Origin of the sequence: Nannocystis bainbridge (assembly GCF_028368995.1) — a bacterium.
In the GTDB taxonomy this organism is placed as follows: domain Bacteria; phylum Myxococcota_A; class Polyangia; order Nannocystales; family Nannocystaceae; genus Nannocystis; species Nannocystis bainbridge.
Genome location: NZ_JAQNDL010000001.1, coordinates 1,558,934 through 1,577,804, shown reverse-complemented (window position 1 = coordinate 1,577,804; position 18,871 = coordinate 1,558,934). Strand labels below are relative to the sequence as shown.

The 18,871-nt window shown below is 72.3% G+C and carries 13 protein-coding genes; 10 read left to right on the top strand and 3 right to left on the bottom strand.

Going from position 1 to position 18,871, the window contains the following annotated elements:
* The first annotated feature begins 184 nt into the window (after window positions 1–184).
* Entirely contained in the window at window positions 185–1,411 is a 1,227-nt protein-coding gene (locus tag POL25_RS06145; protein ID WP_272084942.1) for a monooxygenase, read from the top strand.
* Between the two features lie 890 nt (window positions 1,412–2,301).
* Complete coding sequence (locus POL25_RS06140) at window positions 2,302–3,747, top strand: cytochrome-c peroxidase (RefSeq protein WP_272084940.1); 1,446 nt, start codon at window positions 2,302–2,304, stop codon at window positions 3,745–3,747.
* Between the two features lie 81 nt (window positions 3,748–3,828).
* Here the strand turns inward: POL25_RS06140 and POL25_RS06135 are convergent, their stop codons facing one another.
* A complete protein-coding gene (locus POL25_RS06135; protein WP_373372083.1) occupies window positions 3,829–4,833 on the bottom strand; it encodes an NADP-dependent oxidoreductase in 1,005 nt (334 codons plus the stop codon).
* 119 nt (window positions 4,834–4,952) lie between these two features.
* Here POL25_RS06135 and POL25_RS06130 point away from each other — a divergent pair, with 119 nt between their 5' ends.
* Complete coding sequence (locus POL25_RS06130) at window positions 4,953–5,219, top strand: DNA-directed RNA polymerase subunit alpha C-terminal domain-containing protein (RefSeq protein ID WP_272084936.1); 267 nt, start codon at window positions 4,953–4,955, stop codon at window positions 5,217–5,219.
* A 152-nt stretch (window positions 5,220–5,371) separates the two neighbouring features.
* Here POL25_RS06130 and POL25_RS06125 read toward each other — a convergent pair whose 3' ends face one another.
* A complete protein-coding gene (locus POL25_RS06125) occupies window positions 5,372–6,478 on the bottom strand; it encodes a hypothetical protein (RefSeq protein WP_272084935.1) in 1,107 nt (368 codons plus the stop codon).
* 293 nt (window positions 6,479–6,771) lie between these two features.
* On the opposite strand from POL25_RS06125, the gene POL25_RS06120 reads away from it, so the two are divergent.
* From POL25_RS06120 to POL25_RS06105, 4 genes are all read left to right on the top strand, one after another.
* Window positions 6,772–7,470, top strand: a complete 699-nt coding sequence (locus POL25_RS06120) for a metal-dependent hydrolase (protein ID WP_272084934.1) — start codon at window positions 6,772–6,774, stop codon at window positions 7,468–7,470.
* A 124-nt stretch (window positions 7,471–7,594) separates the two neighbouring features.
* Entirely contained in the window at window positions 7,595–8,773 is a 1,179-nt protein-coding gene (locus POL25_RS06115) for an NHL repeat-containing protein (protein ID WP_272084933.1), read from the top strand.
* Window positions 8,774–8,874: 101 nt separating this feature from the next.
* Window positions 8,875–9,648, top strand: coding sequence for an SDR family oxidoreductase (locus POL25_RS06110; protein ID WP_272084932.1), 774 nt, complete (start codon window positions 8,875–8,877; stop codon window positions 9,646–9,648).
* 503 nt (window positions 9,649–10,151) lie between these two features.
* The gene (locus tag POL25_RS06105; protein WP_272084930.1) at window positions 10,152–12,470 is read left to right on the top strand and encodes a PAS domain-containing hybrid sensor histidine kinase/response regulator; all 2,319 of its coding nucleotides are present in this window, start codon (window positions 10,152–10,154) and stop codon (window positions 12,468–12,470) included.
* A 15-nt stretch (window positions 12,471–12,485) separates the two neighbouring features.
* On the opposite strand, the gene POL25_RS06100 is transcribed toward POL25_RS06105, so the two are convergent.
* Window positions 12,486–15,269, bottom strand: coding sequence for a protein kinase family protein (locus POL25_RS06100; RefSeq protein ID WP_272084928.1), 2,784 nt, complete (start codon window positions 15,267–15,269; stop codon window positions 12,486–12,488).
* A 248-nt stretch (window positions 15,270–15,517) separates the two neighbouring features.
* Between POL25_RS06100 and POL25_RS06095 the strand changes: the two genes are divergently transcribed.
* The 3 genes from POL25_RS06095 to POL25_RS06085 are packed head-to-tail and all read left to right on the top strand — an operon-like array spanning window position 15,518 to window position 18,871.
* Window positions 15,518–16,537, top strand: coding sequence for a PAAR domain-containing protein (locus POL25_RS06095; protein WP_272084926.1), 1,020 nt, complete (start codon window positions 15,518–15,520; stop codon window positions 16,535–16,537).
* Window positions 16,538–16,540: 3 nt separating this feature from the next.
* Window positions 16,541–17,659 (top strand): immunity protein Tsi6 family protein, encoded by a 1,119-nt coding sequence (locus POL25_RS06090; protein ID WP_272084924.1) that lies wholly within the window; start codon window positions 16,541–16,543, stop codon window positions 17,657–17,659.
* Window positions 17,660–17,686: 27 nt separating this feature from the next.
* A complete protein-coding gene (locus POL25_RS06085) occupies window positions 17,687–18,871 on the top strand; it encodes a D-Ala-D-Ala carboxypeptidase family metallohydrolase (protein ID WP_272084923.1) in 1,185 nt (394 codons plus the stop codon).

Here is an 18,871-nt window from a genome sequence, read left to right as displayed (position 1 = left end):
AGGCGGCCACGGACGGCCGGGCCGCAGTCGCGGCGCCGGGCGGCCAGCCGTGAGTGCGATGATTCGGGCGCGGCGACGGCCCCGCAGCCGCGGCGGCGATCGGCGCGGCGAGCTCGTGGGCGACGTGGGCCCGTCCTGGCGCGTCGCATCGGGCGGCGCGGGCGGTCCGTGCTTGCTTGCGGGCATGCAGCTGTTCCAGGCGCTCACGGTCGGGTCCGCCGCGCTCGTGCAATGCTCGACCGGGTTGTCGGCCGGCGGGCCGACGTATCACCGCGACGTCGCGCCGATCGTCGCCGCCCATTGCGTGGAGTGCCACCAGCAGGGCGGGATCGGGCCGTTTCCGCTCACCACCTACGAGGAGGTCGCGCCGCACGCCGGGGCGATCGCGGAGGTCACGGCCGGGCGCAGCATGCCGCCGTTCAACCTCGACAACAGCGGCGCGTGCAACACCTTCGCCGGCGCGCGCTGGCTGGCCGACGACGACCTCGCCACCCTGGACGCGTGGGCCCAGGCGGGGGCGCCCGCGGGCCCAGCCGTGGCCCCGGAGCCCGCGCCCGCGCCCGCGTGGCAGCTGGACCGCGTCGACCTGACCCTGGCGATGCCGGAGCCGTACACGCCCGACCCCGGCGAGGACGATGTCTACCGCTGCTTCATCCTCGACCCACAGCTCGACCACGACGCGTTCGTGGTCGCCTTCGCGGTGCGCCTCGGCCGGCGGTCGATGGTGCATCACCTGACGCTCTACGCGCTCGACGCGGCCGAGGACGAGGCCGAGGCCGCCGCGCTCGACGCCGCCGACGCCGGCCCCGGGTACACCTGCTTCGGCGACCCGCTGGTGCCGTCGCGCTGGCTGGTGGGCACCGGCCCGGGCGACCCCGGCGGGCGGCTGCCGGAGGGCACGGGGCTGCGCATGGCGGCCGGGCGCCAGGCGGTGCTGCAGATGCACTACAACCAGGTCCACGGCGCCGGCTCCGACCAGACCGCGATCGACCTGCAGTTGGCGGCCAGCGTGGCCCACGAGGCGTCCGTCAAGCGGGTCGAGGACGCCTACCTCGAGCTGCCGCCGGGCCGGCCGGCGGTGGTCGAGTCGGACACGCGCGAGCTTCACGAGGACTTCACGCTGTGGGGCGTGTGGCCGCACATGCACGACCTCGGCCGACAATTGCGCGTCACCGCCCGCGGCCCCGGCGGCGACACCTGCCTGGCGCAGGTGAACGACTATCGATTCCACTGGCAGCAGTTCGCGTTCTACGAGCGGCCGCTGCACGTGCGCGCCGGCGACACCCTGCAGATCGACTGCACCTACGACACCACCGGCCGGACCATGACGACCTCCTGGGGCTACGGCACCGCCGACGAGATGTGCATCGGCTTCTTCTACGTCACCGAGGGGCTGGCAGACCCGCGGTGAGCGGGCCGGTCGCGCGATTCGTTGGCCCTGCAATGGAAATCGCGGCACCTCGCCCCGGCCGGGGTCGTTGACGCTGCAATGGAATCGCCGCGGCGATTCATCGATCTCGCGCCCGGGGGGCGCGTGAATGACCCCAGCTGCGGGTGCAGCGAAAATCCAGTCTCGTCCGCGATATCTGCTGCGCAGACCGCGGATCCTGCCACCATGCGTCAAGGCGAGTGGACGCGACATGCATCACGGCTGATACCGCAGAGGCTTCACCCGGGGGCCGCGGGAGGCATCTGCGAGCGAAAGGGGCGGGGGGAGGCCGCCAAGCCCGCGGTGTGTGGCCGAATTGCGGGGAAACTAACGGTGAGAATAACGGTGAAACTGCGGCGGATCGGCGATTCCCGGGTGGCCGCGGCGGCGACCGGGTGCGAGGCGGTGAGCGCTGGCGCGTGGCGGCGGGCCTTCGCGCTACGGGTCGTCCCGAGGCCTGTGGGGCGAGGGTGAAGGCCACAGGGGTACATTGTGGACACTCGGCAAAAAAGAAATGATGATTCGTGGCGCTCGCCTTGACGAGCTCAACCGTTCGTGCAAAATGATCATCCAGCTTTTGGAGTGGCCGCGGGGCATTCGTGCGACGGTTCGTGGCACGGGCGGGAGATCGACGTGCCCGCGCGGCGACGAGAGCTGGGGTACACGCATGTGACGTAGGGAAACGGCAGAGTGCCGGACAAACAAGAACCTCGACGTACGGGGGCTCTGCGGAGCCGTTCCCGGGTCATTTCTCCTGCCTGGAGGGTATCATGTCGAAGCATCGTAGTGTGGCGCATCGTGTCGGGGCGCATCGTGTCGGGGCGGTTCTGTGGTTGTCGATGATGCCCATGGTCGCGTGCGACGATTCTCCCTTGGCCGAGCCGCTCGGCCTGCGCGACGACGACGACGGCGACGCCGCGTCGGAGTCCGAGAGCGAGGCCGAGGAGCTCGGGGAGCTGAACTCGTTCGGCTCGCGCTGGTACCTCGTCTACCAGGTCCGCACGCTGATCGCGGAGAACGGCATCACGCCGCTCGCGCTGCCGCCGGCGTCGTCGGACGAGCTGGTGGAGCTCGGCGAGGCGCTGTTCTACGACAAGATCTTGAGCGGCAACATGGACGTGTCGTGTTCGACCTGCCACCACCCGCGGCTCGGCACGACCGACAGCCTGACGATGAATCGGGGCATCCGTGGGGTCGGCATCGGCCCGTCCCGCGTCGGCTCGGTGGTCGGCGGGCGCACGACCCAGCCGCTGTGGAACCTCCACGAGCTGACCACCGGCCTGGCCGTCGACCACAAGGTCCCGCTCGACAACACCGGCCACGTCATTCCGCTGGGCGGACCGTTCATTCCGTTCAGCTGGCAGGACGACGCGTTCGACCCCGACATGATGGTCGCCGCCGGCCAGGCGATGATGCCGCAGGTGACGGACCAGGAGATGCTCGGGTACCCCAACGAGAACGACATCACCACCAATTGTGCGCTCGACAATCCGCCGCTCAATTTCGTCGTCTGCGCCTGGGGCATGATGATGGATCGCCTGGGTGCGATCCCGGACTACGTCGACATGTTCGAGGCGGCCTACCCCGGCGTCGACTTCGAGGACATGCATTTCGCCTACGCCGGCAACGCGATCGCGGCCTACGAGTTCCGCACCTTCTTCGCCAACGACACCCCGTGGGACCGCTTCGTCGGCCGCTACGACCCTGCCACCGGGCTGCTCGTCCCGGGCGACGACAGCGCGCTCACGTACAACCAGCTGGTCGGCGCCCGCCATTTCCTCGACAGCGACCGCGGCAACTGCACCTCGTGCCACTCGGGCAACGCGTTCACGGACGAGGAATTTCACAAGACCCTGGCGCCGCAGTTCGGCCCGGGCGGCACGGTCCCCGGCGGCGACGGCCCGGGCGGGCTCGACGACTTCGGGCGCATGCGGATCTCCGGCGACCCGGACGACAAGTACGCGTGGCGCACCGCGCCCTTGCGCAACGTGATGCATACCGGGCCCTGGGGCCGGCAGAGCCACTACAACGACATCAAGGAATTCATCCGCCACTACCGCGACCCCGACGACGCGCTGCTCGACTACGACATCACCGACAGCGTCGACGAGGTGGCGATGCACTCGCAGTTCCTCGAGAACCGGACGGCGATCATCGCCGAGGGCGTCGACCCGCTGATGGCCACCGTCAGCGTCTCCGGCTCGGGGACGCTCGACTACCTGGTGCACTTCATGAATGCGCTCAGCGACCCCGCCGGGCCCGACTTCTCGCACCTGGTCCCGCTGACGGTGCCGAGCGGGCTGACGGTCGACCTGTGAGCGCCGCGTCCGGGTGACCGGGCGCCCGCGAAGGACATGGCCTTTCGGACATCCTGTCCGAGAGGCCATGTCGTCTCGCGCTCACTCGACGGTGCGGACGACGATCTTGCCCTTGGCGTGGCCGGACTCGAGGTGCGCGAACGCCTCGGCGATCTGCGCGAACGGGACGACCCGATCGATCACCACCTCGAGCGTGCCGGCGTCGATGCGGCGCGCCAGATCGGCGAGGTCGCTGCCGCTCGGGTGCATGAAGAGGTAGCGGTAGCGGGCCCCGCGGAGGCGGGCCCGCAGGCGCGCGGCGACGCTGGTCAGCCAGAACAGCGGCACCAGGCCGGCGCGTTCGAGGTCCTTGCTGGCGGTCTGCGGCTCCGGGGGGCCGGCGATCGAAAGCACCAGGCTGCCGGGCTTGACCACGGCGAACGAGCGCGCCAGCGTGTCGCCGCCGACGAGGTCGTAGACGCCGTCGTAGTCGGCCAGCACCTGCTCGAAGCGCTGGGTGGTGTAATCGACGACCACGTCGGCGCCGAGCCGGCGGACCAGCGCGTCGCCGCGAGGCGAGGCCGTGGTCGCGACCTGGGCGCCGAATTGCTTGGCGAGCTGCAGGGCGAACGTGCCGACGCCGCCGGCGCCGCCGGGGATGAACAGCCGCTGCCCGGGGCCCGCGTGCAGCTCGTCGCGCAGGCCCTGCAGCGCCGTCAACCCGGCCAGCGGCACCGCCGCGGCGGTCGCGAAGTCGAGCCCCGCCGGCATCGCGGCGACCAGCGCCTCGGGCACGCAGGCGTACTCGGCGAACGCGCCCATGGTGTCCTTTTCGACGCGGGCGAACACGCGGTCGCCGGGCGCGAAGCGGGTCACGCCGGCCCCGCACGCGCTGACGACCCCGGCCAGCTCGTTGCCCATCACGATCGGCAGCGGGTAGCGGCGAATGACCCGGAGCTGGCCCTGGCGGATCTTGAAGTCGACCGGGTTGAGGCCCGCGGCGTGGACGCGGATCTGCAGCTCGCCCGGGCCGGGCGCGGGCACCGGCATCTCCCGCAGCTCGGCCGAGCTCGGCCCGCCGTAGCGCGTCATCACGTAGGCTCGCATGGTCGTCGTCATGGTGCGGAGAGTGTAGATCGGTCCGCGGGGGATGCACACGGCGCCGCCGCGGGGCGTGCGACCGCCGTCGCTTGACAGGCCGGGCCGCGCCTCGGAACACTCGCGCGATGGATGAGCGCCTCAACGACCCGGTCGACGAGCTCGAGATCTCGGTCCGCGCCTGGAACGTCCTCCACAAGCTCGGCATCGCCTACGTCGGCGAGCTGGTGCAGTGGCGCGAGCACGACCTCCTGCAGCACGAGGAGTCGAGCAAGACGCTGGTGGCCGAGCTGCGCGAGGCCATGAGGGCGATGGGCCTGGCGCTGGGGACGGAGCTGCCGGACTGGCAGCGGCCCGACGGCGCGGCGGTGGTCCGGCCGGCGGAGCGAGACTGAGCGAGGCTGCCTCTCGGGACAGGTGGCGGCGCGGGTGAGCGTGACGGTCGAGGTCGCTCGGTGGCGACCGGAGGTCCGCGAGGTGACGTGAGGAATGGCCCGAAGGCCATGGAGCGTCGCGGCAGGGGCGCAGCGAGGACATGTCCCGACGGTCAGGTCGTGGCGCGCGGCCGCCGGGCCAGGGCGATCACGGCGACCAGCGCCAGGCCGCCGGCGATCGCGGCGCCCATCGGCCACAGCGGATCGGTGGCGGGCGCTGTCTCTTCGACCATGTCCTCGGAGACATCCTCGAGCGGCTCCGCGGGCTCGGGCTCGGGCGGCGGCGGAATCACCGATGGCGCGGCGACCGGGGCGGGCGCGGCGGCGATCGGCGGGGCAGCGACAGGGTCGGGTGCGGGCGCTTCGACGGGCAGCGCGGGCGCTTCGACGGGCAGCGCGGGCGCAGGCTCGGTCCCGATGGTGCCCTCGCTGCAGCCGGTATCGGCGCCGTCGATCACGGGGAGCCGCGGCGCCGGCGGGGGCTCGAGGGGTTGGCGGGCCTCCCACTTGGCGTACTTGTCGGCGTATTTGGTGAGCTTGTCGGGCTTGAGCGGCTTGAACGGGAGCGACGGCGGGCGCTTGGTGTGGGCCAGCTTCAGCGTCTGCTCGGTGCCGTCCTCGAAGCGATAGGTGGTGCTGTCGAGGACCGCGACGATCTCGTCAGGACCGATGTGAAGGACCCGCACGAGCTCGCGGACGGCGCGCAGCGGTGAGCCGTTGTTGGCGTACAGCGGGGAGCGCTGGAACTCGAAGCTGCTGCGAAACAGTCGTGGGTCCTCGGTGAAGAACTTGTGGAGCTGCGCGAGCGTCATGGGCGCGAGATCGACGGTGGCGGCGACGTCGCGGGCGAGCGCGTAGAGGACCGAGGGGATGCAAGGAGCGCCGTCGCCGATCCACTCCGGCACCTCGCCGTCGCCGACCACGAAGTAATGGGGCAGGTCGTCCTTCCGGCTGGAGTACGAGTACTGATATTCGAGCGCCGGGTTCTCGTCGCCCGTCTCCAGCCATCCCGTGAACCTCGCCATCGTCTCGGTGCAGGCGGCGGGATACACGTAAAAGACATGCTCGGGGAAGCGCGACAGCCCGGACAGCTCGGTGACGGCGGTGAGCTCGAAGCCGTAGAGCTCCTCCTCGGGCATGCTGTCGGCGCGCGCGGTGGTCAAGCACGACGTCAGCGCCATGAGCCACAGCAGCGCCTGAGCAGGAGGTCGAGAGCGCATCGGCGGATGATACCGACAATGGCACGAGCGCGGGATGTCGTGGGCCTGCGGGCTGTTGCCCGCGGGGCGAGACTCCGGCGTCGCTCCGCCCGGGTGATCGAGGTTGGAGTCGCGTCGCCCCGAGCGGATCGTCGTTCGTGGCCGATCGAGACCGCCGGGTTCGTCGAGGGTCGCGGTCCCGCGCGCTCTTGAGGCGCGATCGGGCGCTCGCGAGGCGCTGACGCGCGCGGGCGAGTCGACGGAGCGCCCGATGTTGTCCGCGGCGGGCGGTCCGGCCTAAGCTCCGCCGCCCCATGGCCAATTTTCGCGTCCACGTGCTCGGTGCGGCGATCCCCTCGGCGCTGGCGGCCGGGCTGGCGATCGCGGGCGGATTGGTGACGCCGCAGGTCGGTGGGGTCTGCTTCGGCCTCGGGGTGCTCGGGGGCATGCTGCCCGACATCGACGCCGACAACTCGGTGCCGACGCGCATCATCTTCGGCGCCCTCGCCGTGGTCGCCGCGGTCGTGGTCGCCTCGGCGCTTCATGTCGACACCGCGCCGGGGCTGGTGGCGCTCGCGGCGGTGGCGGCCTTCGTGGCGATCCGCGTCGGCCTGCGGGGCTTCACCGCCTGGCTGTGCGTCCATCGCGGGCTGGTCCACTCGCTGCCGTTCGCGGCGCTGGTCGGCGCGATCGTGGTGTGCGTCGCGGCCCAGGCGTTCCACCTCGGGCCGACCCAGGCCTGGCTCGCGGGGCTGTTCCTCACCGGCGGCTTTCTGGTCCACCTCGCGCTCGACGAGCTGTTCAGCGTCGATCTGCTGGGCGCCCGCATGAAGCGATCGTTCGGCACGGCGCTGAAGCTCGGCAGTCGACGCCAGCTGCTCGGCACGGTGATGCTCTACGCCGGGGTGATCGCGCTAGTGAGGTTCGCTCCGCCGGTGGATCCGCTGGTCCGCGACGTGACCTCCAAGCGCACGCGGGCCGCGATCGCGGCGACGCTGGCCCGCTTGCGCTGAGGCGGGCGGCGCGGCGCGAACACGCGGCCGGCGGCGAGCTCGACCGTGCCTCGCGTTTGCACGCTGGCGTCGTATTCGGCTGCACCGCGCGACGGGTCCGCGGGGGTCGTGTATCCTCCCCGTCATGCCTTCGCTTCGCTCGCTGTCGCTGCTCCTGTCGTCGCTCGCCCTCGCGTCCTGCGGAGGTGACCCGGGCGCGGAGACCGGGGCGACGAGCAGCAGCACGGGCGAGCCCGGCACGACCACCGGGACCGTCGATCCGACCGTGGGCACCACCGACGCGCCGACCAGCGGCACGACCGGCGAGGCGCCCGTGGTGCCCGAGTTCGGCGCGACCTTCGTCGTCATCGGCACCGCCGCCGACGGCCTGCACGCGGTCCGCGACCTCGAGTTCAACCCGGCCGCGCCGGAGCAGCTGTGGACGTTCAACATGCTGAGCCACGGGGTGGTGATCTACTTCGACCCCGGCACGCCGCAGCAGACCTCGGAGGAGCGCATCGACGCGTACGGGCAGCACTTCATGGCGTACGTGTCGTCGGCGGCGTTCGGCGACCTCGACACGTTTGCGACCTGTCAGGAGTCGCGCAACGAGTGGAACGTCGGGCCGCAGGACCCCGACGATTTCATGGGCCCGGCGCTGTGGCCGGCCGACCTGGACATCTTCGCCAAGGTCGGCCAGGAGTTCCCGCCCAACGGGCAAGAGGGCAGCCACCTCGACATGCTGCACCAGAGCCCGCTGTGCATGGGCATCGCCCACGAGGCCGGCAACGCGTTCTGGGCCTTCGACGGGATGAACGGCAACATCGTCCGCTACGATTTCCAGTCGGACCACGGGCCCGGCGGCAGCGACCACACCGACGGCGTCATCACCCGCTACAAGGACGTGACGGTGACCCGGCTCGGCAACATCCCGGGCCACATGGAGCTCGACCACGCGACCGGGATGCTCTACATCGCCGACACCGGCGCCGGTCGGCTGCTGCGCCTCGACACCGCGTCCGGCACCAACACCGGCAAGCTGATCGGCGACTGGGACGGGGCCGAGTACACCGGGGTCGAGGGCGCCGACGTGCAGGTGCTGGCCGAGGGCCTCGACGAGCCGTCAGGCCTGGCGCTGCACGAGGGCCGGCTGCTGGTGTCCGAGCACGGGACCGGGGACATCGTCGCGTTCGACCTCGAAGGCACGGAGATCGATCGCATGGCGACGCCGGCCAAGCGCATCATGGGCATCACGATCGGGCCGGAAGGCGATCTCTGGTACGCGGACGCCGGCGCCAACGAGATCGTGCGCGTCGCGCCGTGAGCCTGGCGGCGAGGACATGTCGGAAGGGGCATGTCCTTCGGGGCATGTGATCGAGTTTCGCGGGCCTCGCGGTGCGGCGCCGGCGGTGCTAAAAAAGGCCGATGAGCTCTTCCAGTCCCCGGCGCGGCGCGATCGTCACCGGAGCGGGCCGAGGGATCGGGCGAGCGATCGCCCGCGCGCTGCTGGCCGACGGCTTCGGCGTGGTGCTCGTCGATGTCGACCGCGAGGCCGGCGAGGACGCGCTCGCCGCTCTCGCCCGCCCGGAGGCCGCGTGGTTCGTGCAGGCGGACCTCGCACGCGAGCCCGAGGTCGCAGCGGCGGCGGCGGCGGCGGCGGAGCGGCTCGGCCGGGTCGACGCCCTCGTCAACAACGCGGCGGTCGCCGACCCACACGGCGGGCCGGTGGCGAAGCTGGCGCTCGAGCGGTGGGAGCGGGTGCTGGCGGTCAACCTCACCGGGCCGATGCTGTGCTGCAAGCACGCGGCGCCGCACCTCGAGGCGACCCGCGGGGCGATCGTCAACATCGCCTCGACGCGCGCCCACCAGTCGGAGCCCGACAGCGAGGCCTACGCGGCCAGCAAGGGCGGGCTGGTCGCGCTGACCCACGCGCTCGCGCGCAGCCTCGGGCCGGCGGTCCGCGTCAACTGCGTCAGCCCGGGCTGGATCGACACCCGTGACGAGCGCGGCCCCGGCCGCCCGGAGCCGGCGCCGCTGCGCCCGGTCGACCACGCGCAGCACCCGGTCGGGCGGGTCGGCCGCCCCGACGACGTCGCGGCGATGGTCGCCTTCCTCGTCTCGGACCGCGCCGGCTTCGTCACCGGCCAGGACTTCGTGGTCGACGGCGGCATGACGCGGGCGATGATCTACGTCGAATAGGATGTCCTTTGGAACATGTTTGAAGGTGCATGTCCCGAGGTGCATGCTACCTGTCGCGCCCGACAGGTGCTGCGATCCCGGGCGCAGCGGCCATTACGTGCAGGTTGACAGGTGTCCGCCCGGTCGCGCGCGACGACGGCGGCGACGACGTGCAGCGGGCGCGGCCGGTCTGTTCGCGCGCAGCTCGATCGCGCTGGTCGTCGAGATGGGGAGCGGCCCGAGGCTTGCGACAATGGCCCGCCACGGGCGCTTCGGCGCTGCCGCTTCACTGCTGAGCACGACAGGCGTCGAGCCGGGACCTTCGCGTCGTCCAGTGATTCAGGGGGCGGCGCGCTCGCCGTCGCGGGTCACGGGGTCTTCGTGCCTGCAATCCGTCGCGCTCGCCGCGTAACCTGCGCCCCGGGCGGTGCAGGCCCTGCCAGAAGATGTTTTCTTCGCTGTTTTTTGCTACGAGCGAGCGGCCCCCTGGCCAAAACCCCAGCAAACGACAGGGAGAGGGCAGCATGAGTGCTCTGGCCGAGCTCATCGAGGGACAGAAGGACCTTTTACGGACGACGTGCGAGCAGCGGCTCGCGCGAGGCGGCGCGGGCCAGCGACTGTCGCGTTTGCTCGACTCGTTGTGCCAGGCGTTGCGCGGCGCCGACGATTCGCAGCCGTCGCGCGGCTCCGTCGAGGCGTCCGAGGTCGTCGCGCTGGTCGACGCAGTGCTGGCGCTGCCGGGCGCGGACGGGGCGACGCACGACCCGCGGGACCTCGCGGCCCTGGCTCGCTGGGCCGCGGCTCGCAGCGCCGACGCGGCCGCGGCCGCCGAGCGGTCCTCCGCCGATTCGCGGCGGCCGCTCGAGCTGTTCGAGCAGGCGCCAGGGTTCGTCGCGTTCCTGCGCGGGCCCGAGATGGTGTTCGAGGTGGCCAACGCCGCCTATCACCAGCTCGTCGGCCACCGCAAGGTCGTCGGCAAGAGCGTGCGCGAGGCGCTGCCCGAGCTCGCGGGGCAGGGCTACTACGAGCTGCTCGAGCACGTCTACACCACGGGCGAGCCGTACCTCGGCACCCAGCGTAAAGTGGTGCTGCAGCCGGTGCCGGGCGAGGCCTCGATCGACGCCTACCTCGACTTCATCTACCAGCCGATCCGCGACGCCGACGGCCAGGTGACCGGGATCCTCGTGCAGGGGCAAGAGGTGACGCAGATGCGGCTGCTGAGCCAGCGCGGCGAGCAGGCCGAGGCCGCGCTGCAGGCGTCCGAGGAGCGCTATCGCCGGCTGTTCGCCTCGATCGACGACGGCTATTGCCTGCTGCAGATGATCGTCGACGAGCACGGCGAGTCCGTCGATTATCGGTTCCTCGAGACCAACTCGGCGTTCGAGACCCATACGGGCCTGGTCGGCGCCGTCGGCAAGACCGCGCGCGAGATGGTGCCCGGCCTCGACGCGTCGTGGTTCCGCATGTACGGCCGCGTCGCCGAGACCGGCGAGACGGCCCGATTCGAGAACCACGCGCCGGCGATGAACCGGTGGTTCGAGGTCTACGCCACGCGCGCCGGCCCGGCCGAGCAGCGGCAGGTGGCGCTCGTGTTCAAGGACATCAGCGAGCGCAAGCGCATGGAGGCGCACCGCGCCGAGCTGTTCGCGCTCGAGAGCGCGGCCCGGCGCGAGGCCGAGACGGCGACCCGGCTGCGCGACGAATTCCTGGCCACGGTCAGCCACGAGCTGCGCACGCCGCTGACTTCGATCCTTGGGTGGGCGCAGATGCTGCAACTCGACGGCTTGCCGAACGAGCAGCGCCGCCACGCGATCGACACCATCGAGCGCAACGCGCGGGCCCAGGCCCAGCTGATCGAGGACCTGCTCGACGTGAGCAGCATCCTCGCGGGCAAGCTGCGCCTCGAGGTCCAGACCGTCAACATCCGCGAGATCGTCGAGGCGGCGCTCGAGACGGTGCGCCCGGCGGCCGAGGCCCGCGGGGTCCGGCTGCAGGCCACGCTGGCGTCGGGCGCGACGGTGATGGGCGACCCGCAGCGGCTGCAGCAGGTGGTGTGGAACCTGCTGAGCAACGCGGTCAAGTTCACGCCCCGCGGCGGCCGGGTGGGGGTGCTGGTGGAGCGGCGCGACTCGTCGGTCGAGATCGTGGTCGCCGACACCGGCAAGGGCATCGCCCCCGAGTTTCAGCCGCACGTGTTCGAGCGGTTCCGCCAGGCCGACGGGGCGACGACGCGGCGCCACGGCGGGCTCGGGCTCGGGCTGTCGATCGTCCGCCAGTTGGTCGAGATGCACGGCGGGACGGTCAGCGTGTTCAGCGAGGGCGAAGATCGCGGGGCGAGCTTCACGGTCCGGGTCCCGCTGGCGGTCACGCTGCGGCGCGAGATCGAGGCGCCCGAGGTGGCGCCGCCCGACCGGCCCGCGACGAAGGAGTTGAACTGCCCGCCCGAGCTCGCGGGGCTGCGCGTGCTGGTGGTCGACGACGAGCGAGACACCCGCGAGATGCTCGGCATGTTGCTGAAGCGCTGCGGGGTCGACGTCCTGCTGGCCGGCTCGGCCGCGGAGGCGCTGCGACAGATCGCGTCGGAGCGACCCGATGTGCTCATCTCCGACATCGGCATGCCGGGAGAGGACGGCTACATGCTGCTCGAGAAGCTGCGCAAGCTGCCGCGCGAGGCCGGCGGGGCCCTGCCGGCGGTGGCGCTGACGGCCTACGCGCGCTCGGAGGACCGCACCCGCGCGCTGCTGGCGGGGTTCAACAACCACGTCGCCAAGCCGGTCGAGCCGCTCGAGCTGCTGGCGGTGGTCGCCTCGCTGGCGTCGCGCACCCCGGCGAACAAGGGCTGACGCGGGGCGCGGGTCTCAGCAGGCGACCGCTGCCAGCGCGCCGATCAAGATGAGCAGCGCGAACGCGACGTTGACGGCGAGCAGCTTCTTGCGCAGGGACCAGCTGGCGAACTCGGCCAGCAATGACCTGGCCCGAGGGACAGGTTCTGGCCGGTGCACGACGGTCTCCCCGGTGGTGGGCAGCATCATCGTCGACTCGGGCGCGCGGGCGGCCGGCTCGACCTCGCTCGGGTCCGGCGGTCGGCGCCAGATCCGTGTGGCGTCCGGATCGCTCACCGGGGCCGGCGGCAGCAGCAGATCGTCGGCGTGCAGCATCTGCGTCGCGTCGGCGAAGGCGGGCACCGCGATCTGATCGGTCGGCGGATCGACGTGGCGGCCCTGCGTCGAGAATGGGGGTACCGGCAAGGACGTGGTCGGCGGATCGACGTGGCCTCGCGGCGCGCGGGCGAATGCGGGTACCGGCATTTCCTCGGTCGAGGCTGCATCGGGCGCCGGGGCGATGACGGTCGAATCGCCGGGCGCGAGGACCGAGGATTGGGCGACGGCGTCGCGTCGCCACGCCGCGCCCGAGGCCGCGGCGCCGCGCGAGCCGTCGGGCAGGCCGCGCACGGAGCGTCGCGGGGTGACCTCGGTCTTGTCGGCGGCGGGCACCGGCGGGTGGGCGCCGGTGCGGGCGCGCTCGGCCGCGACGATGGCGCTGTGGGCGAGCACCTCGGTGCGGTCCGCGGGGACCGGCGGCGGCGAGGCGGACGGGGCGAGGGTCGGGTAGGAGCGCGACGGGGGGGCGCCCGGGGGTCGCGGCCGCGACAGCGAGGACGAGGACGCGGCGGCCTGGGCCTGCGCGGACGCGAGGGTCGGGTAGGCCCGCGTGGGCGGGGCGCCGGGCGGGCGCGGACGCGTGGAGGCGGAGGATTCGGCGGACAGCGTGGGGTGCGAGCGCGACGGCGAGGCCGAGCCGCGGGGGCGCTGGAGGGACGAGGCGGAGGACTCGGCGGCGAGCGTCGGGTGCGAGCGGGACGGCGAGGCCGAGCCGCGCGGGCGCTGGAGCGACGAGGAGGACGCGGAGGAGAGCGTGGGGTGCGAGCGCGACGGCGAGGCGGAGCCAGGGACGGACGCGCGGCCGAGCGAGGAGGAGGAATCACCCGGGGCGATCGTCGGGTGTGAGCGCGAGACCCGGAGGCTCTGCGACGAGGATGCATCCGCCGGGGCGAGGGTGGAGTGAGAGCGCGAGGCTCGCTGACTCTGCGACGCGGACGCCGAATCACTCGGGGCGATCGTCGAGTGAGAGCGCGAGGCCCGGAGGCTCTGCGACGCGGATGACGCGTCGTCTGGCGCGATCGAAGCCCGCGAGCGTGAGGACGATGAATCATCCGGGGCGATCGTCGGGTGCGCGCGCGACGGCGAGGTCGATCCGCGCGAGCGCGAGCCGGACAGCGACGAAGATGACGAATCATCCGGGGCGATCGTCGGGTGGGCGCGCGACGGCGAGGTTGATCCGCGCGAGCGTGAGCCGGACAGCGACGAGGACGAGGCGGAGGCCGATGGGTCGCCGGCGAGGCGCGAGCCGGACGAGGAGGCGAGTGACGCGCTCGACTGCGAGGGCCGCGGCTCGGGAGGCGCTGCGGATGTCCCGGAGGACAGGTCGGCGCGGGCCGGCGAGGAGTCGGGCGGGAGCGGGAGTTCGACTGTCCGTTCGGACAGACTGACATCTCGCAGCGGGGGCGGCGGCGGCGGGGCCGGGGGTGTCCTCGCGGACAGGTTGGTCCCGCCCAGCAGCGGCTCGGCCGGGGCGGCGGATGGCCGCGCGGGCAGGTCGGCGCCGCTCGCGAGCAGCGGCGGATCGGCGGGCCGGGCGGACAGGTCGGCGCCGCCCGCGAGGCGCGGCAGATCGGATGGCTTTGCGGACAGGTTGCTGCCTCCGGGCAGCGGCAGCTCGACGGTCGCCTCGCGCACCGGCGCAGCCGCGGCCCTCTCCTCGGCAGCTTTGGCCTCGGCGGCCCTGGCCTCGGCGGCCTTGGCCTCGGCGACGGCCCTGGCCTCGGCGGCCTCGGCCTCGGCGACGGCCCTGGCGGCGGCGGCCTTGGCGTCGGCGTCGAGCACCGCGCGCATGGCGGTCCGCAGCGCGGCCGGATCGGGGTGGCGGTGCTCGGGAGCGATGGCGGTGGCGCGCGTCAGCAGCTCCGCGAGCTCGGGGGGCGCGTCGGCGGGCGGGCTCCACGGCGGCAGCGGACCCGCGGGCGCGCGCTGGCCGGTGAGCAATTCGTGGAGCATCACGCCGATTGCATAGACGTCGCTGGGCGGGCCGCCGGCGGCCTGTTGCTGCTCGGGCGCGCGGTACGGTGAATCGTCGGCGTGGCCCGGCGCGAGCTCGGCGATCCCGAAATCGAGGACCTTGACCTCCTCGCGCGCCGTGACGACGCAGCGCGCCGAGGTCAGCGCGCGGTGGGCCGCGCCGGTGGCCGCGTGCGCGCGCTCGACGATCTCCGCCACGCGCTCGCACAGCTGCAGGGCGCGCCGCCACGGCGTGGGGCCCTGCTCGGCGCGGCGATCGAGGCCGCGCGCCATCTGCGGGTCGGCGAGGCACGAGGGCGGGGTCGGCGCTGTGCGGGTGACGCCGCGCGGCAGCACGAGGCCCGGGATCTTGGCCGCGGTGGCGGCGATGATGACCCGGGCGAAGCCGGCCCACGCGTCGGCGCCGGCGCACGCGGGATCGAACAAGGTGAGCTCGACCTCGCGTCCGGCCTGGTGATCGACGGCCATGAACACCTGCGCCGGGCCGCCGGCGCGCAACGGAGTCATCAGCTCATAGCGATCGCGGACACGGTCGCCCACACGCGGCGAGAAGGGATCGGGCACGGAGGACCTCGCATCTTGCCCGCGACAGGCGGCCTCTGTCCATTGTTTCCGGCGAATTCGCGCCGCGCGATATCGTCATTCACGCATTCGCCGACCCGTGGATCGCATGATGGCAGTGACAGTCGATCCGCCACGGAGCGCCGCGCGCCGCGCGTGGCAGGATTTTGTTACGCTGGTCGGCGCTCGCACGCATGCCCGACGCCGCCCGTATCAGCGACTCGCACGTCTGCCCGAAGGTCGAGCCCGGCCCCGTACCGCACGTCGGCGGCCCGATCTTCAGCGGCAGCGCCGACGTGATCGTCGGCTTCCTGCCGGCCGCGCGCAAGGACGACAGCGTGGTGTGCTTCCCGGTCGGGCCGAGCGACCGCATCCAGCAGGGCTCGGCGACGGTGCTGATCAATCACCGCCAGGCGGCGCGCCGCACCGATCCGGCGGTCCACATCGGCGGCGATCGGATCGTCGACGGCTGCCCGACTGTGGTGATCGGCGACTCGACGCAGAGCTTCGTGTTCCGCGAGGCGGCCAAGCTCGGCACGCCCTTTTGTGAGGAGTGCGAGCGCAAGCGCCGGGAGTACGACAGCCGCGACGACTCGGCCACGCCCGACGCGCCCGACCCCGAGACGGTCACCCTCGACGACGAGGCGCCGGTGGGCGCGCGATCGGGGCGCGACGCGTTCGCCGACCTCGACTTCACCAAGCACGAGCTCGCCGGCATGCTCGACAGCGACGACGGGCTGTCGGAGGCGCGGATGCAGGCCCGCTACGCGGTCGCCTATCAGTTCTACGCCGCCCACACCCCCGACACCGTCAAGCCGAGCGAGATCCTCTCGCACATCAAGGGCATCGACCTCGAGCAGCCGGTGATCGTGCGCTCGTTCGCCGGCAAGACGATGCACCAGAGATCGATCCCCGGCGCCGGCGTCGGCCAGTACTTCACGCTCGACCCCTCGATCACGCCGGAGCAGGTCGGCGTGTCGCCGATGAGCTACGGCTACGTCGACGGCAAGCCGGGCCCGCCGCCGCTGCTCCGCGAGCCGCGCGAGGTCGCGTTCGACGAGCCCGCGCTCGGCCTGCAGAGCACGGCGGCGCCGATCGTCGACGACTGGTCGCTCAAGGATGCGCGCGCGGGCACGCTGGTGGCGGTGTATTGCCCGGGCGGGGCGACGCAGGTGATGATCCCGCGCAAGTTCCACCCGTCGGCGGAGGGCTGAGGCGTGCCCGGGCTGATGCGCATCACGTCGCGCGACGCCTTCGCCGAGGTGCTGGCGGAGGCCCGCGCGCGCACGCGGGCCTACGAGCCGGCGCGCTGGCCGTTGCTGCGGCAGATCGAGGATCAGCTCGAGTTCATGGCCGGCGCGACCGCCCGCGGTCGCGTGCCGCACCCCGACGATCGCGGGCGCACGGGCCTCGGCCCGCTCGGCGTGCGCGAGTTCGCCGACACCGACCCCGAATACGCCGACTGGCTCGGGGAGCTCGACTACACGTTCGCGCGCTACGACGTGCTCGCGCCCGGTCCGGCGCGGCGGCGTCGCGGGATCTTGCAGGTGTGGTCGGGGCGCGAGGGCTTCCGCAAGCTGGTGCTCGTGCCCGGGGTCGCGCGCACCGTCGGCACCGCCGAGGCCGACTTCGTGGTCCACGGCGACCGGGCAGGCTCGCCGCAATTCAGCGTCGTCTGGGACGGCGTCTGTGCTCACGTGCAGGCGATCGATCCGCACCGCATCAGCGTCGGCGGCGAGCCGTGCTGGACCGGCGAGCTGGCCAACCGCGGGTGGATGCAGGCCGGGCGCACCACGTATCGCTTCCTCGTCGAGGACTTCACGCAGCCGCCCGCGCCGCCGAACCCCGGCGAGGCGGCGCTGCGCGCCCTCGCGCAGCTCCAGGGCCTGCGCGACGCCGGCACGCTGTACGCGATCGTCGACGCCGCTCGCGCCGACCGCCCGCTCGAGCTCGTCGAGGAGAGCGTCGATCCATACGCCTCGCTCTACGACGGCGAGCAGGGCCGCGCGCACGACGACGTCGCGCCGTACCTGGTCCGCCTCGGGCGCGGCTCCGGTCTGCTCGAGCGGCTCGTCGGCGAGGGCTGGGGCGAGGCGTGGGGCGTGTTCGTCGTCAGCGGGGCCGAGTTCGAGGTCGTGCGCAGGCAACTGCGGCGCTTCTTGATGATCGACCTCGAGGGCGAGGCGCACCGGGTGTTCTTTCGCTTCTACGACCCGCGGGTGCTTCAGACCGTCGCGCCGGTGCTCACCGCCGATCAGCGAGGCGATTTTTTGCGTCACCTCGAGGCGGTGCTCTACGAGACGCCGCGCGCGCTGGCGAGGCTCGATCATGCATAGGCGCGCGCCGGGACGGGTGGTGGGGCGATGAGCGGAACCGGGAACAATGGACTGACCGCGCCGCGGTTCACGTGGGACCTGCTGAACCCGAACACCTCGGGCCAGCCCGGCAGCTTCACCGGTCGGGCCGTGTCGCCGGAGCCGGTCCAGGGCCAGACGAATCGCTTCTCCAAAACGATGGAGAACGCCGGCACCGCCGCCGATCAGCAGCTCGGCGACAAGCCGGCGGGCGGCGACTGTGCGACCTGCCCGCCGCAGATCATCCTCGAGCACCGCAGCCAGTACACCGCGAAGACCCGCTATTCCGAGAAAGAGTGGGTCGTCGCCTCGAAGTTCATCTTCCTGGTCGGCAAGGACGTGAGCAGGTCGTTCCGCACCCTGAGCGTCCGCGTCGCCTCGCCGGAGGGCGCGTCGGCGACGTGGGAGGTCACGCCCGTCGGCACCCACAGCGGCACGATCCCCAAGCGCACCGGCACCGGCAACCGCTTCGACTACACGCCGGAGGTCACCAATGCGCAGCGGCCGATCACGGCCTCGAAGAAGCCGAACCCGCCGGTGCAGTACAGCATCAAGGCGACCATCACCCACGGGGGCAAGTCGCACGAGATCGTCGAGGTGGTGACGCAGGACGAGCGCGACATCATCCGCCAGGAGTACGTCGACCAGCGCATGTGGCGGGACAAGTTCACGCTGCACGTGCCCTACCGCAATCACATCAAGGCGACCGACCGCGCCGACCTGCGCGGCAACTATCAGCTCATCCTCGACTCGGCGATGACCGAGCTGCTGACCGCGACCGAGGCGGCGTACGGCGGGCGGGTCCACGTGTCGAGCGGGTGGCGCAACCCGCGGCGCAACCTGGCCGCCGGCAGCAAGGTCCCCAACAGCAACCACCAGCACGGCGGCGCGCTCGACATGCAGCCGATCGGCCAGCGGGACATGCGAGGTGCGACCCGGCGGGCGGCCTACCTGCGGCTCTACAACGCGGCGCGGTCGGTCCGCTCGCGCGTGGTCCTGCTCGAGAAGGGGCCCAGCGCGGTCTATCCGTCGAGCGCGGCGGTGCCGTCGCCGACCGACAAGATGCCGGACACCAACGAGGACGGGATCCCCGACGCCGCGACGTCCGGCGGCTCGAAGGTCGAGTCGCTGTTCGACATCGCCAGCCACGTGCACATCGACCGCGCAGCCCCCGACGAGGCGGACGACGACTGA

Excerpts from the sequence above, each read along its gene's own strand:
- POL25_RS06145 (WP_272084942.1), top strand. The coding sequence starts at position 185 with ATGCAGCTGTTCCAGGCGCTCACGGTCGGGTCCGCCGCGCTCGTGCAA.
- POL25_RS06135 (WP_373372083.1), bottom strand. The coding sequence starts at position 4,833 with ATGCGAGCCTACGTGATGACGCGCTACGGCGGGCCGAGCTCGGCCGAG.
- POL25_RS06130 (WP_272084936.1), top strand. The coding sequence starts at position 4,953 with ATGGATGAGCGCCTCAACGACCCGGTCGACGAGCTCGAGATCTCGGTC.
- POL25_RS06125 (WP_272084935.1), bottom strand. The coding sequence starts at position 6,478 with ATGCGCTCTCGACCTCCTGCTCAGGCGCTGCTGTGGCTCATGGCGCTG.
- POL25_RS06120 (WP_272084934.1), top strand. The coding sequence starts at position 6,772 with ATGGCCAATTTTCGCGTCCACGTGCTCGGTGCGGCGATCCCCTCGGCG.
- POL25_RS06115 (WP_272084933.1), top strand. The coding sequence starts at position 7,595 with ATGCCTTCGCTTCGCTCGCTGTCGCTGCTCCTGTCGTCGCTCGCCCTC.
- POL25_RS06110 (WP_272084932.1), top strand. The coding sequence starts at position 8,875 with ATGAGCTCTTCCAGTCCCCGGCGCGGCGCGATCGTCACCGGAGCGGGC.
- POL25_RS06105 (WP_272084930.1), top strand. The coding sequence starts at position 10,152 with ATGAGTGCTCTGGCCGAGCTCATCGAGGGACAGAAGGACCTTTTACGG.
- POL25_RS06100 (WP_272084928.1), bottom strand. The coding sequence starts at position 15,269 with ATGACTCCGTTGCGCGCCGGCGGCCCGGCGCAGGTGTTCATGGCCGTC.
- POL25_RS06095 (WP_272084926.1), top strand. The coding sequence starts at position 15,518 with ATGCCCGACGCCGCCCGTATCAGCGACTCGCACGTCTGCCCGAAGGTC.
- POL25_RS06085 (WP_272084923.1), top strand. The coding sequence starts at position 17,687 with ATGAGCGGAACCGGGAACAATGGACTGACCGCGCCGCGGTTCACGTGG.